Here is a 16,689-nt window from a genome sequence, read left to right as displayed (position 1 = left end):
AGAAAGATTCAGCGACCGGACACGTCGATCGCGCCCGGGTACTGCGGTTCGTCGGTGTTCACCATGCTGTGCGCCGCCATCACCATGTAGGTCCAGATCTCCTCGTCCCGATCCGGTGGCAGTGCGATCTCGTCCAGCGCGGCACGCATGTGGCCGAGCCAGCGGTCCCGGGCGCTCGGGGTGACGGCGAACGGGGTGTGCCGCATCCGCAGCCGGGGGTGCCCGCGCTGCTCGGAGTACGTCCGTGGGCCGCCCCAGTACTGCTCCAGGAACATCCGGAAGCGCACTTCGGCCGGGCCGAGGTCCTCCTCCGGGTACAGCGGGCGCAGCTCCGGGTCGGCGGCGACACCGCGGTAGAAGGCCGCCACCAGCCGGTGGAACGTCTCGGCCCCGCCGACAGCGTCGTAGAAGCTCAGTTGCTCAGTCATAACGGTCCCAGTGTCTCAAGCCGTCACAACGCGCTTGAGCAGGGCGTCCCGTTCGGCGTCCGCGAGCGGCCGTTTGGTATGCGTCTCACCGTCCACGGTGACGATCACCGAGACCGCCTTCGCGTAGACGTCCTCACTCTCGCCGCTGCGGTCGACGATCCTCGAGCCGAGCGTGTACGACGTCGCACCGACGGACTCGACCCACACGTCGACGTCGTACGGCGGGTGCCGCAGCAGGATCGGTCGCAGGTAGTCCACGGTCTGGCTGACCAGGACACAGGGGTGATCGGCGAAGAAGTCGCCCGTCGTACCGATCACCTCGGACAGGAACGCGATCCGGGCCTCCTGGAGATAGTCGAAGTACCGGACGTTGTTGACGTGGTCGTAGGAGTCGATGTCGGACCAGCGCACCAGGACAGGGTGTGTGAAGGTCATGGGGCCTCCCGGCCTGGACTGAGGAGCGGAGGGAGCTCGGTCATGGGGCCTCCCGGCCTGGACTGAGGAGCGCAGGGAGCGAAGCGACTGGAGCGACGAGGGAAGGCCGGGAGCAACAGCCCCATGACCCGCCGCGCCGGAGGCGTGGCATTCAACACAGCGACTGGAGCGACGAGGGAAGGCCGGGAGCCAAGGCCCCATGACCACGCCGGCGCCGGAGGCCCGGCCAAAAGCACAGTCACGAGCCCACCAGCTTTGACAGGGCCTCGCGCTCGACCGGGCTGATCCGGCGCAGGCGGTTGGCGGCGAAGTCGAACGGGACCAACCGGGTGCGCGCCTCGACGTACGTCGTCCGCTCCGGCTCGGCGTCCAGGATCTCGTAGTCGACGGTGAACGAGGCGGCCTTGATCTCGCTGATCCACAGCTCGATCCGGACCGGCTCCGGCCGGAAGTGGAGCGGAGCGCGGTACTGCACCTCGTGCCGGGCGACCAGCAGGCCGGTCTCCAGGTCGTCGGCGCCGAGTTCCTTCGCGGTCCGGAACAGGAAGTCGACCCGGGCGTCCTGGAGGTAGTCGACGTACCGGCCGTTGTTGACGTGGCCCAGCGCGTCCTGGTCTCCCCAGCGCAGCGGACAGTGGTACACGTGGCGGTTCTCACCGGTGCTGTGATGATCCACACGGCGATCATCGCATCCTGGGTACTTCCGGCGTGACGGAGCGTGGGTAATGTCATCCCCGGCACGACCATGCCGACATCGTGGACCGAAGGAGCACGCGGATGACCGAGCAGCGGGTGGCGATCGTGACCGGGGCGGCCCGGGGAATCGGCGCGGCTGTCGCGCAGCGGCTCGCCAAGGACGGGAACGCGGTCGCCGTGCTCGACCTCGACGAGGGCGCCTGCGAGGCGACCGTCAAGGCGATCACCGAGGCGGGCGGCAAGGCCGTCGCGGTCGGCTGCGACGTCAGCAAGCCGGACCAGGTGACCGCGGCGGTCGAGCGGGTGGTGTCCGAGCTGGGCGCGCCGACGATCCTGGTGAACAACGCCGGCGTACTGCGCGACAACCTGCTGTTCAAGATGTCCGAGGACGACTGGGACACGGTCATGTCGGTGCACCTCAAGGGCAGCTTCCTGATGTCGCGGGCCTGCCAGGCGCACATGGTCGAGGCCGGCTACGGCCGGATCGTGTTCCTGTCCTCGACCTCGGCGCTGGGCAACCGCGGCCAGGCCAACTACGCCGCCGCGAAGGCCGGCCTGCAGGGGCTGGCGAAGACGCTGGCGATCGAGCTGGGCAAGTTCGGCGTCACCGCGAACGCGATCGCGCCCGGTTTCATCGAGACCGACATGACCGCGGCCACCGCGGCCCGGGTCGGCGTCGACTTCGAGGAGTTCAAGAAGGCGACCGCCGCGACCATCCCGGTGAACCGGACCGGCACACCGGACGACATCGCCGCGGCCGCGTCGTACTTCTGCAGCGCGGAGGCCGGGTTCGTCTCCGGCCAGGTGCTGTACGTCGCCGGCGGACCTCGTAACTGACACCGAGCTGAAGGCGGACAGACATGGCGCAGTCGTTCACCGGTATCGACGAGGTCGTGCACGCGGTCGGCACCCAGCTGGGTGAGACCGAGTGGCTGGAGATCACCCAGGAGCAGGTGAACACCTTCGCCGACGCGACCGGCGACCACCAGTGGATCCACGTCGACGTCGAGCGTGCGAAGAAGGGCCCGTACGGCGGCACGATCGCGCACGGGTATCTCACCCTGAGCCTGATCGCCCGGTTCGGCGACGAACTGTTCTCGATCAGCGGTGTCACCGCCAAGCTCAACTACGGCGTGAACAAGGTCCGTTTCCCCGCCCCGGTCCCGGTCGGCTCCCGGGTCCGGGCCAGCGCCTCGATCTCCAACACCGCCGAGACCCCGGCCGGTGTCCAGGTGTCGCTGAACTGGGTGATCGAGCTGGAGAACTCGACGAAGCCGGCCTGCGTGGCGGAGACCGTCGTACTGCTCGTTCCCTAGAGCGGGCAGATCAGGACGGCGTGGGTGGCGACGCGGTAGTAGCCGAGCCATTCGTTGACCGCGATCATCGGGGTGTTGCCGTCGTAGTTGGCGGTGTAGGCGGCCTGCACGCCCGCCTCGGCGGCCCGGTGCAGCGCGGCACACTTGACCAGCTTGGCCAGTCCGCGACCGCGGTACTCGGGCATCGTCGCCGTCATCTGCGACCAGATCTTGGTGTGGTCGCCGTTGCCGAGCGTGAACCCGATCACCCGGTCCTCGTACACCGCGGCCATGCTCAGATCCAGCACCATCGCCGGTGACTTCCACACTCCGGCGAGCCAGTCGTCGTACGGCCACGTGGTGATCTTCGCGTCTCCCGGCTTGGTCCGCTGAGCGACCAGGTCGGCTTCGTAGAGGCTGCGCGGGTCGACCTCGTTCAGCGGCACCAGCTCGACCCCGGACGGGATGCCGGGAATGTCCGGCGCCTTCCGCGGATCGATCCCGGCGTAGTGCACCTGCCGGGTCTGCTGGTAGCCCCAGCGGGCGGCCCACTCGACCGTCGAAGGATCCGCGAACACCCGAGCGCTCGTCGCCCCGGCCGACCGCAGTTCCTCGTGCGTTGCCTCCAGCAACTTCGTGCCGAACCCCCGGCCCCGGTGGTCCGGCCGGACCAGCACCCGCAACTGCCCGTCCAGCGGATCAGAGCCCGCGATCAGCGCGGTCGACGCCCAGCCGATCACCTCGCCCCCATCCAGCGCGGCGAACGTTCCACGGCCCGGAACGGGAGCTGCCCCGAGCCCTCGCCGCAGCGCCGAGGCCGTGACCACCAGGTACGGCGCGTGCGCGTCGTGCAACGCGATCGCGCCTTCGACATCCCCTGGCTCAGCACGCCTGACGTCCATGCGAACTCCTTCGGCGAAGTTCTCCGGAACATAACGCGTGCCAGCCGCAGACCGAATGCGAAATCGATTACAGCTCTGTCTCAGAGCCTTCTTTACACGCCTCGAAGATCAGCTACCCAGCGGGCGCAGCAGGCCCATCTCCGTCTGCACCCGGCGATAGCCGAGCCAGTTGTTGATGGCAAGCATCGGGCCGTTCTCATCGTCGTTCGACGTGTAGGCGGAGGTGATGCCGGCCGCGGCGCAACGACGCAGGGCGACCGACTTGACCAGCTTGGCCAGCCCGCGGCCCCGGTACGACGGGATCGTCCCGGTCATCCCCGACCAGGCTCGATCACTGTCGGTCTCCACCGCGGTGAAACACGCCACCTCGTCACCGGCCACCGCCGCGATGCTGAGCGACCTGTCGAGGGCCGGACCGTTCCAGATCTCCTCGAGCCAACGGTCGTAGTCGATCGAGTCGATCGGAGAATCGCTCGGCTCGTCGAGTGACGCGACCGCGTCGGCGGCGTACGCCTGGCGCGGATCGAGCTGGTCCATCGTCACCAGCTCGATGCCATCCGGGGTCGGCGGCTGGTCGGGCAGGACGCGGGGATCGACGCCTGAGTAGTGCATCTGGCGCGTCCCGTCGTACCCGCGATTCCGGGCGAACTCGAGGCCGTCGGGGTGCACGAACGCGCGCGTCCGGACGGCGCCGACCTCGCTGAGGTGCTGGTGCAGCCGGTCGGCCAGCGCACTCCCGATGCCCTGCCTGCGATGGTCCGGATGGACGTAGATCGAGGTGTGGCCCTGCCCCGGGTCGCTGGTCCAGATGTTCAGCCCGGCCGATCCCCAGGCGACCAGTTCGCCGCCGGACTCCGCGACCAGAGCGAGGAAACGCTCCTTCGGCGCCGACACGGTGATCATGTGCCGGGTGGCCGCCGGCGACATCACCTTGTAGGCGTAGACCGCGCGCCGTACCGCCGTCACGCCGTCGGCGTCGTCGCCCACCGCCGCCCGGATCACCGCCCCTGTCGTCATGCCCGGACCCTAACCAGCACATGGTGCAGCCGCCACGGAATAACGGCCGGGGACGAACAGCAACGCGATCGCAACAGGTGCGCGCTCACCGTGATTCTGCCGTGTAGCGGACTGGCACTAGAGTGGCCCGGTGCTGTCGGACTGATCGCCCCGACCGCCGGAAGTGCCATCGTGCTGGGACACGACGTGGTCACCGGCGGCGGGCAGTCCGCGGACCCTCTCCTGCTCTTGACAGACCCCACGGGTGTCAGGAGTAAATAGCGGGTATGCAGGTTACAGATGGAGTGGCCGCCGCCGAGGTGCTGGCCGGCCTGATGGTGTCCGACAAGCCACGACCCGAGTTCGCCGCGGCCTTCCAGCCGTTCGCGCGACTCATCGGCAGCTGGGATCTCGACGTCAGCTGGTACGACGAGGACGGCAACGTCACCCGGCAGACCAAGGGCGAGTGGCACTTCGCCTGGGCCCTGGACGGACGGGCGGTCGCCGACATCTGGATCACTCCCAGCCGGGCCGCCAGGCCCACCGACGGCGACGGCGAATGGGGTCTCACCATCCGCATCCACGACCCGGAGCTGCAAGCCTTCCGGTCCACCTGGATGGGTCCGAAGCACGCCTTCGTGATGACGTTCATCGGTCACCCCGGCGAGAACTCCATCACGCTCGACGCCCGCGAGCCGCTGGCTGCCAAGACCCGCTGGATCTTCACCGACATCAGCGAATCCGGCTTCCACTGGCGCAACGAGGACGAAGATGCCGACGGCAACATCATCGTCCGGCAACGCTTCGTCGCCACCCGGCCGGCTCAGCCGTAGGTCCGCACCGCCGCGGTCGCGAGCTCCAGCATGCGCTCGCGGATCTCCGGCGGCTCGAGCACCTCGACGTCGGTGGCGAACCCCAGCAGCACGCCGCAGGCCGCCTCACGCACCCGGAACCGCATGGCCAGGTGCGGCCAGTCGTCGTCCGACAGTACGTCCCGCGCCTGCTCCCCCTTGGCCAGCATCGGCGAGGCAATCCGCCGTACCTGCTCAACCACTTCCGGACGGACTCTCACGACCACATCCACCCCGACCGGCATGTTCTGCTCGAGTCCGGAGCGCAGCCGGTCCCACTCCACTCGCACGTCCAGGTCAGGCGGCCGGTCCGCGTGCTCTTCGAGTACGTCGACCTGCTGCACCCGCGACACCCGGTACATCCGCGCCACCCCACGATGCGCAGCAACGAGATACCAACGGCCTGCCTGCTCGACCAGCCCCCACGGATCGACCGTACGACGCTGAGGCTGCCCAGCACTCGCCGACGCGTACAGCAGTCGCACCCGTCGCCGAGTCACCACGGCCTGGCGCAGTACGGGCAAAGCCCCGGTGTCCTCGACCTCCGCGAACCACCGGCGACGGTCCACCACGATCGCACCCGACAAGGCCTCAGCATCATCCTGAAGCTCCAACGGCAACGTCGACGACAGCTTGCCCATCGCGGACTGCAACGCGTCCCGTAGCCCGAGCTCCTCCGACAGAGCAGCCCGCCCCGACCACGCGAACAGCGCCTGCGCCTCCCGCGGCGTCAGACCACTCACGTCAGCGCGGTAACCAGGCAACAGCACACATCCGCCATTGCGACCGCGCTCGGTGTACACCGGTACGCCGGCCGCCGACAAGGCCTCCATGTCCCGCATCACCGTCCGCCTGGACACCTCCAGCCGCTCGGCCAGCTCCCGTGCACTCAACCGCGCATGGCGCTGCAGCAACAGGATGATCTGCAACAACCGGTCGGCTCGCACAGCTTCAGGATATGCGACAGAAGATGTCTCATATCCTCCCCGAGGCTGTCTTCATGACCGATTTCGTGAACGACCCACGCCCGATGTTCGTCCGTGCCCTGGACCAGATTCAGCAGCTGATCGACGCGGTCGAGCCCGACGACCTCGACCTGCCGACCCCGTGCCCGGTGTACGACGTCCGCGCCCTGCAGGGTCACCTGCTCTCGGTGGTGGGCCGGATCAACCTTGCTCTCACCGGCGGGAACGCACTGGACATCCCGTCAGTCACCACTACCACCGACGTCATGGGCACCTGGAAAGAACGCCGGGCGCGACTCGACCTGACCCTGTCCGACGACTCTGTGCTCCACCAGACCTGCAAGCTGCCCTGGGGCACCCTCCCCGGCGCAGCAGCCATCGCCGCCTACACCGGTGAGCTCACCACGCACTCGTGGGACCTGGCGAAAGCGACCGGCCGCCTCGACTGGCTCGACGACGACCTGGCAACCTACCTGCTGCCACTGGTCCAGCAGTTCATCCCGGCCGAGCCCCGTGGCGGGCATGTCCCCTTCGGCCCCGTCGTACCGGTGTCTGACGACGCTCCGCCGTACGACCAGCTGGCCGCTTGGCAAGGCCGCCAGCCCTAGCCGACGATCCCGCCGTTGAGGGTGAGGCCGCCGTCGATGGTGATGGTCTGGCCGGTGATCCAGGACGCCTCGTCCGAGAGCAGGAACCACACCAGCGAGGCGACGTCCTCCGGCGTACCCAGCCGTTGCAGCGGGTACGTCGAGGCGACCTTGTCCTCACGGCCTTCGTAGAGGGCTCCGGCGAACTTGGTCTTCACCACCGCCGGAGCCACTGCGTTGACCCGGATCTCCGGGGCCAGCTCGACCGCCAGCTCGGCCGTCACCCGGGACAGCATCGCCTTGGTCGCGCCGTACCAGCCGATCCCCGGCGACGGCGCCAGGCCGGCCACCGAGGACAGATTGACGACAGCGCCGCCGTGGGCGCGCATCCACGCGTCCCGGCAGGCCTTCACCCAGGCGATCGTGGCCAGCACGTTGGTGTCGACCATCTTGGTCGCGACGACCGGGTCGACGTCGAGCAGCTTGCCGTAGATCGGGTTGATGCCGGTGTTGTTCACCAGCAGGTCCACCGATCCGTACGTCGCCACCGCGGCGGCGACCACACTCGCCCGGTGCTCCGGGTCGGCCGCCTTCCCCGCGACGGCCAAGGCGTGGTCCCGGCCGCCGAGCGACTCGACCGCCTGGTCGAGCGTCTCCTGGGTGCGGCCGGTGATGACGACGCGCGCGCCGTCGGCGACCAGGCGCTGCGCGATCGCCAGCCCGATCCCCCGGGACGCTCCGGTGATGATCGCCGTACGGTCCTGCAACGACATCAGCTGAGACGCTCCAGGATGACGGCCATCCCCTGGCCGCCGCCGACGCACATGGTCTCCAGGCCGAACTGCTTGTCCTCGAACTGCAGCCCGTTCACCAGCGTCGTCATGATCCGCGCACCGGTCGACCCGAACGGGTGGCCGAGCGCGATCGCACCGCCGTGCACGTTCAGCCGGTCCTCGTCGATGCCGAGCTCGCGCGCCGAGCCGATCACCTGGACCGCGAAGGCCTCGTTGATCTCGACCAGGTCGATGTCGTTGATGCTCATCCCGGCCCGGGCCAGCGCCTGCTTCGACGCCTCGATCGGACCGAGGCCCATGATCTCGGGCGACAGGCCGCTGACACCGGTCGACACGATCCGCGCCAGCGGGGTGAGGCCGAGCTCGCGGGCCTTGGTGTCACTCATGATCACGACCGCCGCGGCGCCGTCGTTCAGCGGGCAGCAGTTGCCGGCCGTGACTGTGCCGTCCGGCCGGAACACCGGCTGCAGCTGGCTGACCTTCTCCAGCGTGGTCCCGGCCCGCGGACCGTCGTCCTTGCTCACAACGGTGCCGTCCGGCAGCGTCACCGGGACGATCTCGCGGTCGAAGAAGCCGTTGCCGATCGCCTTCTCGGCCAGGTTCTGCGAGCGGACGCCGAACGCGTCCTGGTCGGCCCGGCTGATCCCCTTCAGCGTCGCCACGTTCTCCGCGGTCTGACCCATGGAGATGTAGATGTCCGGGATCAGCCCGTCCTCGCGCGGATCGTGCCAGGTGTCGTTGGTCTCGGCGTACTTCTCGGTCCGCTGGACCGCGTCGGCGAAGATCTCGTTGAACGAACTCGGGTCGCCGACTCCGGCCGAGCCGAAGTTCTTGTACCGCGACACGCACTCGACCCCGGCACTGACGAAGATGTCGCCCTCGCCCGACTTGATCGCGTGGAAGGCCATCCGCGCGGTCTGGGTCGACGACGCGCAGAACCGGTTGACCGTGGTCGCCGGCGTGTTGTCCCAGCCCAGCTGTACCGCGATCCGGCGGGCCATGTTGCCGCCGTGCTCGTCGTGCGGCTCCGCACACCCGACGGCCAGATCCTCGATCTGGTCACCGGTCAGCCCGGCCTTGTCGACCGCCGCCTTGATCATCTGTACGGCGAGATCGTCCGGCCGGATGTCCTTGAGCGACCCCTTGTACGCGCGGCCGATCGGCGAACGCGCGGTGGACACGATGACTGCTTCAGGCATTGCCAGGTCCTTCCTAGAGGCCGAGGTCGCGGCCGATGAGTTCCTTCATGATCTCGTTCGAGCCGGCCCAGATCTTCGTCACCCGGGCGTCCCGCCAGGCGCGCGCCACCCGGTACTCGTTCATGTACCCGTAGCCGCCGTGCAACTGCACACACGCGTCCAGGATCTCGTTCTGCACGTGGGCGCTCCACCACTTCACCTTCGCCGCGTCCACGGCGGACAGCCGGTCCTCGTCGTGCGCGACGATCGCATTGTCGACGTACGCCTGGGTGACCTCGGCCTTGGTGACAAGCTCGGCGACCAGGAACTTGTTGTACTGGAACGAGCCGACCGACTGGCCGAACGCCTTGCGCTGCTTCACGTACTCGATCGTCTCGGCCAGGATCTGGGTGGCCTGCGCGATATTCGACACCGCGGCGCCGACCCGCTCCTGGGCCAGCCGCTCCATCATGTGGATGAAGCCCCGGTCCACCTCGCCGAGCACATTCTCGTCCGGGACGAACACGTCCTCGAAGAACAGTTCCGACGTACCGGACTCGGTCTGGCCGACCTTGTCGAGCTTGCGGCCGCGGGCGAAGCCGTCCATCCCCTCCTCGATCACGAACAGGCTGATGCCCTTCGCGCCCTTGGCGGGGTCGGTGCGGGCCGCGGTGATGACGAGATCGGCCATGTCGCCGTTGGTGATGAAGGTCTTCGACCCGTTCACCACCCAGCCGCCGTCGGCCTTCTTCGCGGTCGTCTTCAGCGCGGCCAGGTCGGAGCCGCCCGACGGCTCGGTCATCCCGATCGCGGCGACGTACTCACCGGAGCAGAACTTCGGCAGCCAGCGCTGCTTCTGCTCCTCGGTGCCCAGATCCACCAGGTACGGCGCCGCGCAGTCGAAGTGGATGCCGAAGCAGCTCGACAGCGACGCGGAGACCTTGGACACCTCCTCGGCGAACACCGCGTTGAACCGGTAGTCGCCGACGCTCGACCCGCCGTACTCCTCCGGCACGTCCAGCCCGAGGAAGCCCTGCTTGCCGGCCTCCAGCCAGGCGGCCCGCTCGATCGTCTTCTCCTCGAGGAACTGCTCCATCCGCGGCACCAGCGAGCGGTCGCAGTACTCCTTCGCGCTGGCCCGGAAAGCATGGTGGTCCGCACCGAAGATGACGCGTTCCATGGGGCCTCCAGAGGATGTGAGACAAATGGCTAAGCGCTTGCTTAGCTTCGCGAACTTGAGGCAGGGTGTCAACGTGTCCGCAGTCACCAGCCCCCTCGTCTGGGAGCACGTCCAGCCGGCCGCCGCGCGCCGGCTGCTGACCGGCGCCATCGACGCGTTCGCCGAGCGGGGTTTCCAGGCCACCACCACCCGCGACATCGCGTCGCGGGCGGGAATGAGCCCGGCCGCGCTCTACGTGCACTACCCGTCCAAGGAACGCCTGCTGTTCGAGATCAGCCTCTACGGGCACCGCGCCGCTCTCGACGTACTGCGGTCGGCCGACACCGGATCCTCGGCCGAGGATCGGCTGCGCTCGATGATTGCCGCGTTCACCGCCTGGCACGCCGAGCATCACACGATCGCCCGCGTGGTCCAGTACGAACTCGCGGCCCTCTCCCCCGAGCACCTGGCCGAGGTGGCGGTCATCCGGCGAGCCATCTCGGCCCAGATCGAGCAGGTCCTGGCCGACGGCGTCCAGGACGGCTCCTTCACCGTCGACGACCTCCCAGGTACGACGCTCGCCGTACTGTCTCTCGCCATCGACGTGGCCCGGTGGTACACGCCACACCGCGGCGACCCGGCGGCGCTCGGCACGCTGTACGCCGACCTCGCCCATCGCATGGTCCAGGCATAGCAAAGGCCCCGCACCTTGTGGGTGCGGGGCCTTGAAGCTGCGTCAGACCTGCTGTGGTCAGACCTGCTGCGTCAGACCTGGAGCGCGGCCTGGACGTCGAGGTGAATGTCCACCTTGTCACCGATCAGCAGCTTGCCACCCTCGAGCGGCACGTTGAAGTCGATGCCCCACTCCTTGCGGCTGATCTGCGCGGAGGCCTCGAAGCCGATGATGGTCTGGCCGTAGGCGTTCTGGTCCACACCGAGGAACTCGACCGCGAGCTCGATCGGCTTGGTCACGTTCTTGATGGTCAGCTCACCGGCCAGGATGTAGTCGTCACCCTCCGGCTTCAGGGCGGTGCTGGTGAAGGTCATCTTCGGGCTGTTCTCGGCGTCGAAGAAGTCGCCGGAGCGCAGGTGGCCGTCGCGCTGCTCGCTGCGGGTGTGGACGGACGCCAGCTCGACGGTGACGTTGGCGGTCGACTCCTCCAAGGAGTCCTTGACGACGATCTCGCCGGCGTACTCCTGGAAGGTGCCGCGGACCTTGGTCATCAGGTGCCGGACGGTGAAGCCGATCTCGCTGTGCGCGGGGTCGATCGCGTAGGTACCGGCGACCAGGCCGGGGATGGTGCTGGTCGGGGTTGTGCCGGTGGTAACGGTCTCGCTCATTGGTTCCTCTCGAGTCTTACGTGGGGGACGTACTGGTCGGGGGCGACGCAGGCAGGGAAGTTCAAATTTCAACCTGTTGACTACGACAGTAGGCATCAACGGTTTAAAAGTCAACTACATTCCCGGTACACTGATCCCGTGACGATGACGACTGAGACCCGGTGGCTCAACGCCGAGCAGCAGGTGGCGTGGCGCGCGTACCTGCTGGGCACCGCGCGCCTGATGGCGAAGCTGGACGACGACCTGCGTCAGTTCGGCATCGGTATCAACGACTACGAGATCCTGGTCCGGCTCTCCGAAGCCCCGGACCGCCGGCTCCGGATGGCCGACCTGGCCGACCGGCTGCACCAGAGCCGCTCCCGGCTGACCCACACCGTGGGCCGCCTCGAGGCCGCCGAACTGGTCCGCCGTACGTCCTGCACGAGTGACAAGCGCGGTGTGTGGGCCGAGCTCACCGACGCCGGACTGACCCTCCTGGAGCAGGCCGCCCCGACTCACGTCGAAGGCGTCCGCGACAACCTCGTCGACCTGGCCGACCCGGACGACTTCGCCGCGGTCGGACGCGTCTTCGACGCCGTCTCGGAGCACATCGGCCAGCGCTAACGGTTGACCTGGGCGGGCGTGATATCCAGCGTCAGCTCGCCCCGGTCAGCGCCGCGGTAGGCCAGCATCGAGTCGCGCATCCGGCGCTTGACCGGTGGAAGGTGGTTGACCGCGCGCATCGCCGTACGCATGCCTGCCAGCGCCACCCGCCCGATCACAGGCTTGTGCACTGGGTCGTCAGCCGTCATCTGCGCCCGTGACTTGTTCACCGCATCGAAGCCGTACTCGATCATCCTCATTTCGTAGTCACCTACGGCCGTCAGCAGTTGCTTGGTGCCGTCGCGGACCTCGATCAGCGCGCGGCAGAGGTTTACCGCATCCCGCAGCGCGGTGTTCGCCCCCACTCCGCGCCCTGGCGTCATGGTGTGGATCGCATCGCCGAGCAGCGTCACGTTGGTCGTCTGCCACGGCTCGAGCGGGACCGAGGTCCAGATATTCACCGGGAAGCAGGTGCCGGGATCGGTCAGCTCGAACAGGCGGCGCAGGTTCGGATGCCATCCCGGAGTCAGCCGGAGCGCCGCATCGATCAGCTCGTGCCCGCGCAGCTCCATCACGTTCGCCGGGAACTTGTCCGCCGTCGCCGACAGACCCCAGTTGATGTAGTCGCGGGTGTTGTCGAACTGCAGCCCCGGCCAGCGCCGGATCAGCTCCTCGGTGTTGCCACCGATGCCGCTCTTCACCTTCCCGTCGCGATCCCACTGGAACTCCATCACGTGCAGGATGCAGGCCAGACCGCGCGGAGCGTTCACCATCGTGATCCCCTCGAACACCTTCGGCGGCACGAGTTTCGCGCTCTCCTCGATGATCGGCAGCTTCCCGGCGATCGCGATGATCCCGGTCTCCTCCGTCTTCGCCTGCGGCAGGTACTGGCGTCGTACGCGGGAATGAGCCCCATCGGCCGCCACCAGCAGGTCCCCGGTCGCGTGCGTCCCGTCCGCGAAGTACGCCGTGACGCGATCGCCCTCCTGCTCGAAGCGGGTGAACTCCTTGCCGAACTCGACCACATCCTCGAGCCCGGTCAGCAGCACCTGGCGCAGCGTCATCCGGCTGATCGACTTCTCGCTCTCCACCGGGTCGGTGGCCGGCGGCAGGTCGAGCGACAGGACCTCCTTGAGGTCCTCGGTGAGCATGTTGAAGTACTTCGGGTCGCGGGCCTTGGTCGCCACGAAGGTGTCGTACAACTCCGTCGGCAGCAGCGCATGCAGCGCCCGGCTGCCGTCCGGATCGATCCCGACCCGATAGCCGTGCAGGCCGTCGGTCCGCAGCGCGTCCCGCTCGAACACGGTCACACCGACCCCAGCGCGCTTCAGCCCGTGCGCCAGCGCCAGACCACCGGTCCCGCCGCCGATCACCAGCACCTTCATGTCCAGCTCCTTATCTCGGATCTTCAAGTATCTTGGTAATCCGAGTATCTTGGAGATCCGAGAGAAACACAAGCCCTATGCTGAGGCGAACCATGACCAGTTCCCGAGAAGAGCTCGCCGCCGAGATCCAGCAGCGCATGGTCCGGCTGATCGCGGATGTCATCCTGTTCAACCACGCGGTCTCCGCGAAGGTGGGCCTGGGCGCCAGCGACTCCCAGTTCATGACGCTGCTGCAGACGTACGGCCCGCTGACACCGCGACAGCTCGCCGAGCACACCGGCCTCACCTCCGGTACGGTCACCGGCGTCATCGACCGGCTGGAGACCCTGGGGCTGGTCACCCGCAGGCCCGACCCGCACGACCGTCGCAAGGTCGTGGTCACCCCGTCGCCGGAGGCGATCCAGGAGAAGCTCGTGCCGCTGTACGCCGAGCAGGGCGCGCGGATGCACGCTGTACTGGCGACACGCAGCGCTGACGAACTCCGGACGATCTCCGCATTCCTGGCCGACGCGATCGGTTCCGAGTCAGACGTTGTAGCCGAGAACTAAAAGCTTTGGACACCCTCCACTACGCCCCGGAGAATCGCGTGGCGTGACGGACTTTCACGAAGACGGACGGGCCGGGATCGACGCGGCACTGGTACGGCGCTTGATCGCGGACCAGTTCCCGCACTGGGCCGACCTGCCGGTGACTCCGGTCAAGATCGACGGCTGGGACAACCGGACGTACCGCCTGGGCGAGGAGCTGACGGCACGACTGCCCACGCACGAGAGCTACACCGCGGCCGTGGACAAGGAGCATCACTGGCTGCCGATCCTGGCTCCGGCGCTGCCGGTGCCGATCCCCGAGGCGGTGGCCAAGGGTGAGCCGGGTCAGGGGTATCCGTACCACTGGGCGATCCGCCGCTGGATCGACGGCCAGACCGCGTCGCGCGACACCGTTGCGGACCTCTCCGGCTTCGCCCGCTCGATCGCGGAGTTCATCGTCGCGCTGCAGAGTTGCGACGCGACCGGTGGGCCGGCAGCCGGCGCGCACAGCTTCTACCGCGGTGCGCCGCCGGAGTACTACCACGACGAGACGATCGCGGCGCTCGCCGTGCTGAAGGGCCGGATCGACACCGACCTGGCTCGCGAAGTCTGGGAGACCGCGCTGGCGACGTTGTGGGACCGGGCGCCGGTGTGGTTCCACGGTGACATCGCGAGCGGCAACCTGCTGGTGCAGGATGGCCGCCTGTCCGCCGTGATCGACTTCGGCACGTCAGGAGTCGGCGACCCGGCCTGCGACCTGGTCATCGCCTACACGTTCTTCAGCGGCGCCTCCCGCGAGGTGTTCCGCACCGCCGTCGGCCAGGACGCCAGCACCTGGGCCCGCGCCCGCGCCTGGGCCCTCTGGAAGGCCCTCATCACCTACGACTCCTCGGAGAGCAGCCACCAGGTGATCACCGAAGTCCTCGCAGATCACCGAGCCGAGGCCTGAACTACACAAAGGCACTGACCCCTTCGTACTCCGCGACCGGGACGACGCCGGCCGCCTGGTACTCGAGCACCAGCAGGCCGCTCGGCGTGACTTCCTGCTCGACGAGTCGAAGGCCGATGGCCTCGCTCGGGTGCTCCATCAGCCGTCGCCCTGATCCGACCACGGTCGGCGCGACGACGAGCCTGAGCGTGTCGACGAGACCGGCTGCCAGCAGGGCGTTGCCGAGTCGCGCGCTCCCGTGGATCTGAAGCTCACGCCCTGGCTGCGTCTTGAGCTTCCCGACGATCTGGACCGCGTCCCCGCGGAGCACGGTGGTCGGGTGCCAAGTCCCCTCGGTGAGGGTGTTGGTCACGACGTACTTCGGCAGCGAGTTCATCCGCGCGGAGTACGGGTCGTCCGGATCGGTGATCTGCGGCCAGTCCCGGGCGAACGCCTCGTAGGTCCGCCGTCCGAACAACATCGCGTCGGCCAGGTCGAGCCAGTCGGAGGTACGCCGGACGAACTGTTCGTCCAGGTAGGGCACGAGCCAGCCGCCCCGGGTGAAACCGCCACTGGTGTCCTCGGTCGGCGAGCCGGGCCCCTGGCTGACCCCGTCGAGGGAGACGAACTCGGTCAGGACGAGCTTCATCGCGAGACCTCGCTCTCCGCGACATCGGCGAGTTGCTTGGTCACCGAACCCCAGCCATCGGCGAAGCCGAGCTTCTCGTGCAGAGCGCGGGCGTCCGGATCGCCGTGCCGGACGATGATCCGGTAGTCCGTGCCGTCCGGGTGATCGGCCAGTCTGATCTCGGCCGTCATCGCGATCGGTGCGGGATTCGCCGGACGCCAGCTGCTGTCGATCGCGTTCGTGTACACGAGGCGCTCGAGCTCGTCGGCCACGAGGAAGGTCGCGTCGAGATGCGGTCCGAACCGCACACCGTCGTCGCTCAGCTGCGTCACGATCGCACCACCGGGGCGGACGTCGAGTCGTTCGACCCGGCACACGGCCGGCGCCGGCACCCACCACTGCGCGAACCGGGCCGGATCGGTCCAGGCCCTCCAGACCACGGCGCGCGGAGCGTGGATGACGCGCTCCAGGGTCAGGTCGAGATCCGGGTTCATGCCTGCTCCTCCAGTGAATCGGTGACGAAACGTTCGAGCCGGTCGGTCCGCTCTTCCCAGGTCCGGCGCTGCTCGGCAAGCCAGTCGTCGACGAGCGAGAGCCGGTCGCGGTTGAGCACGCAGGTGCGCACCCGGCCGACCTTGACCGTGCGAATCAGGCCGTTGCTCTCCAGCGTGCGGACATGCTTCATGAACGACGGCAGCGTCATCGGGAACTCACCGGCGAGCTCGCCGACGCTCGTCGGGCCGCGGCCGAGCCGCCGGATCACACCGCGCCGGGTCGGATCCGCGAGGGCGACGAACACACCGTCGATCTCCGCCGAATACTGTGCCATGAGGCTAAGTATTGCGCGGCCAAATACTTAGCGCAAGGGCTAAGTATTACGTCACCTCATCCGGACGCGCCGAATCACGCTGCGTGCTCATCCCTGCCGGGTGATCCGTTCCGCGCTGTGACCGGCGAACATCCAGGTGCGACACACCGCCACCGGCTCCGGTGGCGGCTCAGGCAGCGAGAA

The 16,689-nt window shown here is 68.1% G+C and carries 22 protein-coding genes; 8 read left to right on the top strand and 14 right to left on the bottom strand.

Translation table 11 applies throughout. The features are described from left to right. Nucleotides 1-8: 8 nt before the first annotated feature. The 3 genes from ACGFIF_RS38390 to ACGFIF_RS38380 all read right to left on the bottom strand — a co-directional run bounded on the left by ACGFIF_RS38390 (nt 9) and on the right by ACGFIF_RS38380 (nt 1,539). Nucleotides 9-428 carry a globin gene (locus tag ACGFIF_RS38390; protein WP_393161653.1) on the bottom strand — a complete coding sequence of 140 codons (420 nt, stop codon included), beginning with the start codon at nt 426-428 and terminating at the stop codon, nt 9-11. 15 nt (nt 429-443) lie between these two features. Continuing rightward, entirely contained in the window at nt 444-863 is a 420-nt protein-coding gene (locus ACGFIF_RS38385) for an acyl-CoA thioesterase (RefSeq protein ID WP_393161651.1), read from the bottom strand. A 238-nt stretch (nt 864-1,101) separates the two neighbouring features. Continuing rightward, entirely contained in the window at nt 1,102-1,539 is a 438-nt protein-coding gene (locus ACGFIF_RS38380; protein ID WP_393161648.1) for an acyl-CoA thioesterase, read from the bottom strand. A gap of 101 nt (nt 1,540-1,640) precedes the next feature. Here ACGFIF_RS38380 and fabG point away from each other — a divergent pair, with 101 nt between their 5' ends. Together fabG and ACGFIF_RS38370 are read left to right on the top strand one after the other, a co-directional pair. Beyond that, nucleotides 1,641-2,396 carry a 3-oxoacyl-ACP reductase FabG gene (gene fabG / locus ACGFIF_RS38375; protein ID WP_393161645.1) on the top strand — a complete coding sequence of 252 codons (756 nt, stop codon included), beginning with the start codon at nt 1,641-1,643 and terminating at the stop codon, nt 2,394-2,396. Between the two features lie 23 nt (nt 2,397-2,419). Continuing rightward, on the top strand, nt 2,420-2,875 hold the full coding sequence (locus ACGFIF_RS38370; protein WP_393161643.1) for a MaoC family dehydratase: 456 nt from the start codon (nt 2,420-2,422) through the stop codon (nt 2,873-2,875). On the opposite strand, the gene ACGFIF_RS38365 is transcribed toward ACGFIF_RS38370, so the two are convergent. Together ACGFIF_RS38365 and ACGFIF_RS38360 are read right to left on the bottom strand one after the other, a co-directional pair. Beyond that, complete coding sequence (locus tag ACGFIF_RS38365; RefSeq protein WP_393161641.1) at nt 2,872-3,756, bottom strand: GNAT family N-acetyltransferase; 885 nt, start codon at nt 3,754-3,756, stop codon at nt 2,872-2,874. The genes ACGFIF_RS38370 and ACGFIF_RS38365 overlap by 4 nt on opposite strands. Nucleotides 3,757-3,864: 108 nt before the next feature. After that, entirely contained in the window at nt 3,865-4,773 is a 909-nt protein-coding gene (locus tag ACGFIF_RS38360; protein WP_393161638.1) for a GNAT family N-acetyltransferase, read from the bottom strand. 266 nt (nt 4,774-5,039) lie between these two features. Between ACGFIF_RS38360 and ACGFIF_RS38355 the strand changes: the two genes are divergently transcribed. Then, the gene (locus ACGFIF_RS38355; protein ID WP_393161636.1) at nt 5,040-5,585 is read left to right on the top strand and encodes a hypothetical protein; all 546 of its coding nucleotides are present in this window, start codon (nt 5,040-5,042) and stop codon (nt 5,583-5,585) included. Here ACGFIF_RS38355 and ACGFIF_RS38350 read toward each other — a convergent pair. Then, entirely contained in the window at nt 5,576-6,550 is a 975-nt protein-coding gene (locus tag ACGFIF_RS38350) for a helix-turn-helix transcriptional regulator (RefSeq protein WP_393161634.1), read from the bottom strand. The two genes, ACGFIF_RS38355 and ACGFIF_RS38350, sit on opposite strands and share 10 nt — an antisense overlap. Before the next feature lie 53 nt (nt 6,551-6,603). Here ACGFIF_RS38350 and ACGFIF_RS38345 point away from each other — a divergent pair, with 53 nt between their 5' ends. Further along, nucleotides 6,604-7,176 carry a TIGR03086 family metal-binding protein gene (locus tag ACGFIF_RS38345; protein ID WP_393161632.1) on the top strand — a complete coding sequence of 191 codons (573 nt, stop codon included), beginning with the start codon at nt 6,604-6,606 and terminating at the stop codon, nt 7,174-7,176. Here ACGFIF_RS38345 and ACGFIF_RS38340 read toward each other — a convergent pair. From ACGFIF_RS38340 to ACGFIF_RS38330, 3 genes are read right to left on the bottom strand one after another with little or no spacing between them, the layout of a single operon-like run. Continuing rightward, nucleotides 7,173-7,928 (bottom strand): SDR family oxidoreductase, encoded by a 756-nt coding sequence (locus tag ACGFIF_RS38340; protein WP_393161630.1) that lies wholly within the window; start codon nt 7,926-7,928, stop codon nt 7,173-7,175. The genes ACGFIF_RS38345 and ACGFIF_RS38340 overlap by 4 nt on opposite strands. Then, a complete protein-coding gene (locus ACGFIF_RS38335) occupies nt 7,928-9,148 on the bottom strand; it encodes an acetyl-CoA C-acetyltransferase (RefSeq protein ID WP_393161628.1) in 1,221 nt (406 codons plus the stop codon). The genes ACGFIF_RS38340 and ACGFIF_RS38335 overlap by 1 nt, the downstream gene beginning before the upstream one ends. 13 nt (nt 9,149-9,161) lie before the next feature. Continuing rightward, nucleotides 9,162-10,307, bottom strand: a complete 1,146-nt coding sequence (locus ACGFIF_RS38330; protein WP_393161626.1) for an acyl-CoA dehydrogenase family protein — start codon at nt 10,305-10,307, stop codon at nt 9,162-9,164. Between the two features lie 73 nt (nt 10,308-10,380). On the opposite strand from ACGFIF_RS38330, the gene ACGFIF_RS38325 reads away from it, so the two are divergent. Further along, nucleotides 10,381-10,980, top strand: coding sequence for a TetR/AcrR family transcriptional regulator (locus ACGFIF_RS38325; RefSeq protein ID WP_393161624.1), 600 nt, complete (start codon nt 10,381-10,383; stop codon nt 10,978-10,980). 71 nt (nt 10,981-11,051) lie between these two features. Here ACGFIF_RS38325 and ACGFIF_RS38320 read toward each other — a convergent pair whose 3' ends face one another. After that, nucleotides 11,052-11,627, bottom strand: a complete 576-nt coding sequence (locus tag ACGFIF_RS38320) for a YceI family protein (protein ID WP_393161622.1) — start codon at nt 11,625-11,627, stop codon at nt 11,052-11,054. 144 nt (nt 11,628-11,771) lie between these two features. Between ACGFIF_RS38320 and ACGFIF_RS38315 the strand changes: the two genes are divergently transcribed. Next, nucleotides 11,772-12,230: a MarR family winged helix-turn-helix transcriptional regulator gene (locus ACGFIF_RS38315; protein ID WP_393161959.1), complete on the top strand. Its 459-nt coding sequence runs from the start codon at nt 11,772-11,774 to the stop codon at nt 12,228-12,230. On the opposite strand, the gene ACGFIF_RS38310 is transcribed toward ACGFIF_RS38315, so the two are convergent. Continuing rightward, on the bottom strand, nt 12,227-13,594 hold the full coding sequence (locus tag ACGFIF_RS38310) for an FAD-dependent oxidoreductase (protein ID WP_393161620.1): 1,368 nt from the start codon (nt 13,592-13,594) through the stop codon (nt 12,227-12,229). The two genes, ACGFIF_RS38315 and ACGFIF_RS38310, sit on opposite strands and share 4 nt — an antisense overlap. Before the next feature lie 92 nt (nt 13,595-13,686). Here ACGFIF_RS38310 and ACGFIF_RS38305 point away from each other — a divergent pair, with 92 nt between their 5' ends. Further along, nucleotides 13,687-14,142 carry a MarR family winged helix-turn-helix transcriptional regulator gene (locus ACGFIF_RS38305; RefSeq protein WP_393161618.1) on the top strand — a complete coding sequence of 152 codons (456 nt, stop codon included), beginning with the start codon at nt 13,687-13,689 and terminating at the stop codon, nt 14,140-14,142. Between the two features lie 43 nt (nt 14,143-14,185). Beyond that, nucleotides 14,186-15,070 (top strand): aminoglycoside phosphotransferase family protein, encoded by an 885-nt coding sequence (locus tag ACGFIF_RS38300; protein ID WP_393161616.1) that lies wholly within the window; start codon nt 14,186-14,188, stop codon nt 15,068-15,070. A 1-nt stretch (nt 15,071) separates the two neighbouring features. Here ACGFIF_RS38300 and ACGFIF_RS38295 read toward each other — a convergent pair whose 3' ends face one another. Genes ACGFIF_RS38295 through ACGFIF_RS38285 form a run of 3 tightly spaced genes read right to left on the bottom strand, consistent with a single transcriptional unit; the run spans nt 15,072 to nt 16,506 of the window. Continuing rightward, nucleotides 15,072-15,698 (bottom strand): dihydrofolate reductase family protein, encoded by a 627-nt coding sequence (locus ACGFIF_RS38295; RefSeq protein ID WP_393161614.1) that lies wholly within the window; start codon nt 15,696-15,698, stop codon nt 15,072-15,074. Continuing rightward, nucleotides 15,695-16,171, bottom strand: a complete 477-nt coding sequence (locus tag ACGFIF_RS38290) for an SRPBCC domain-containing protein (RefSeq protein ID WP_393161612.1) — start codon at nt 16,169-16,171, stop codon at nt 15,695-15,697. The genes ACGFIF_RS38295 and ACGFIF_RS38290 overlap by 4 nt, the downstream gene beginning before the upstream one ends. Next, the gene (locus ACGFIF_RS38285) at nt 16,168-16,506 is read right to left on the bottom strand and encodes an ArsR/SmtB family transcription factor (protein WP_393161611.1); all 339 of its coding nucleotides are present in this window, start codon (nt 16,504-16,506) and stop codon (nt 16,168-16,170) included. The genes ACGFIF_RS38290 and ACGFIF_RS38285 overlap by 4 nt, the downstream gene beginning before the upstream one ends. Between the last annotated feature and the right edge of the window lie 183 nt (nt 16,507-16,689).

This window comes from Kribbella sp. NPDC049174, assembly GCF_043197365.1.
GTDB lineage: Bacteria > Actinomycetota > Actinomycetes > Propionibacteriales > Kribbellaceae > Kribbella.
Note: the sequence above shows the minus strand (reverse complement) of the source record. Positions and strands in the feature narration are given on the sequence as shown.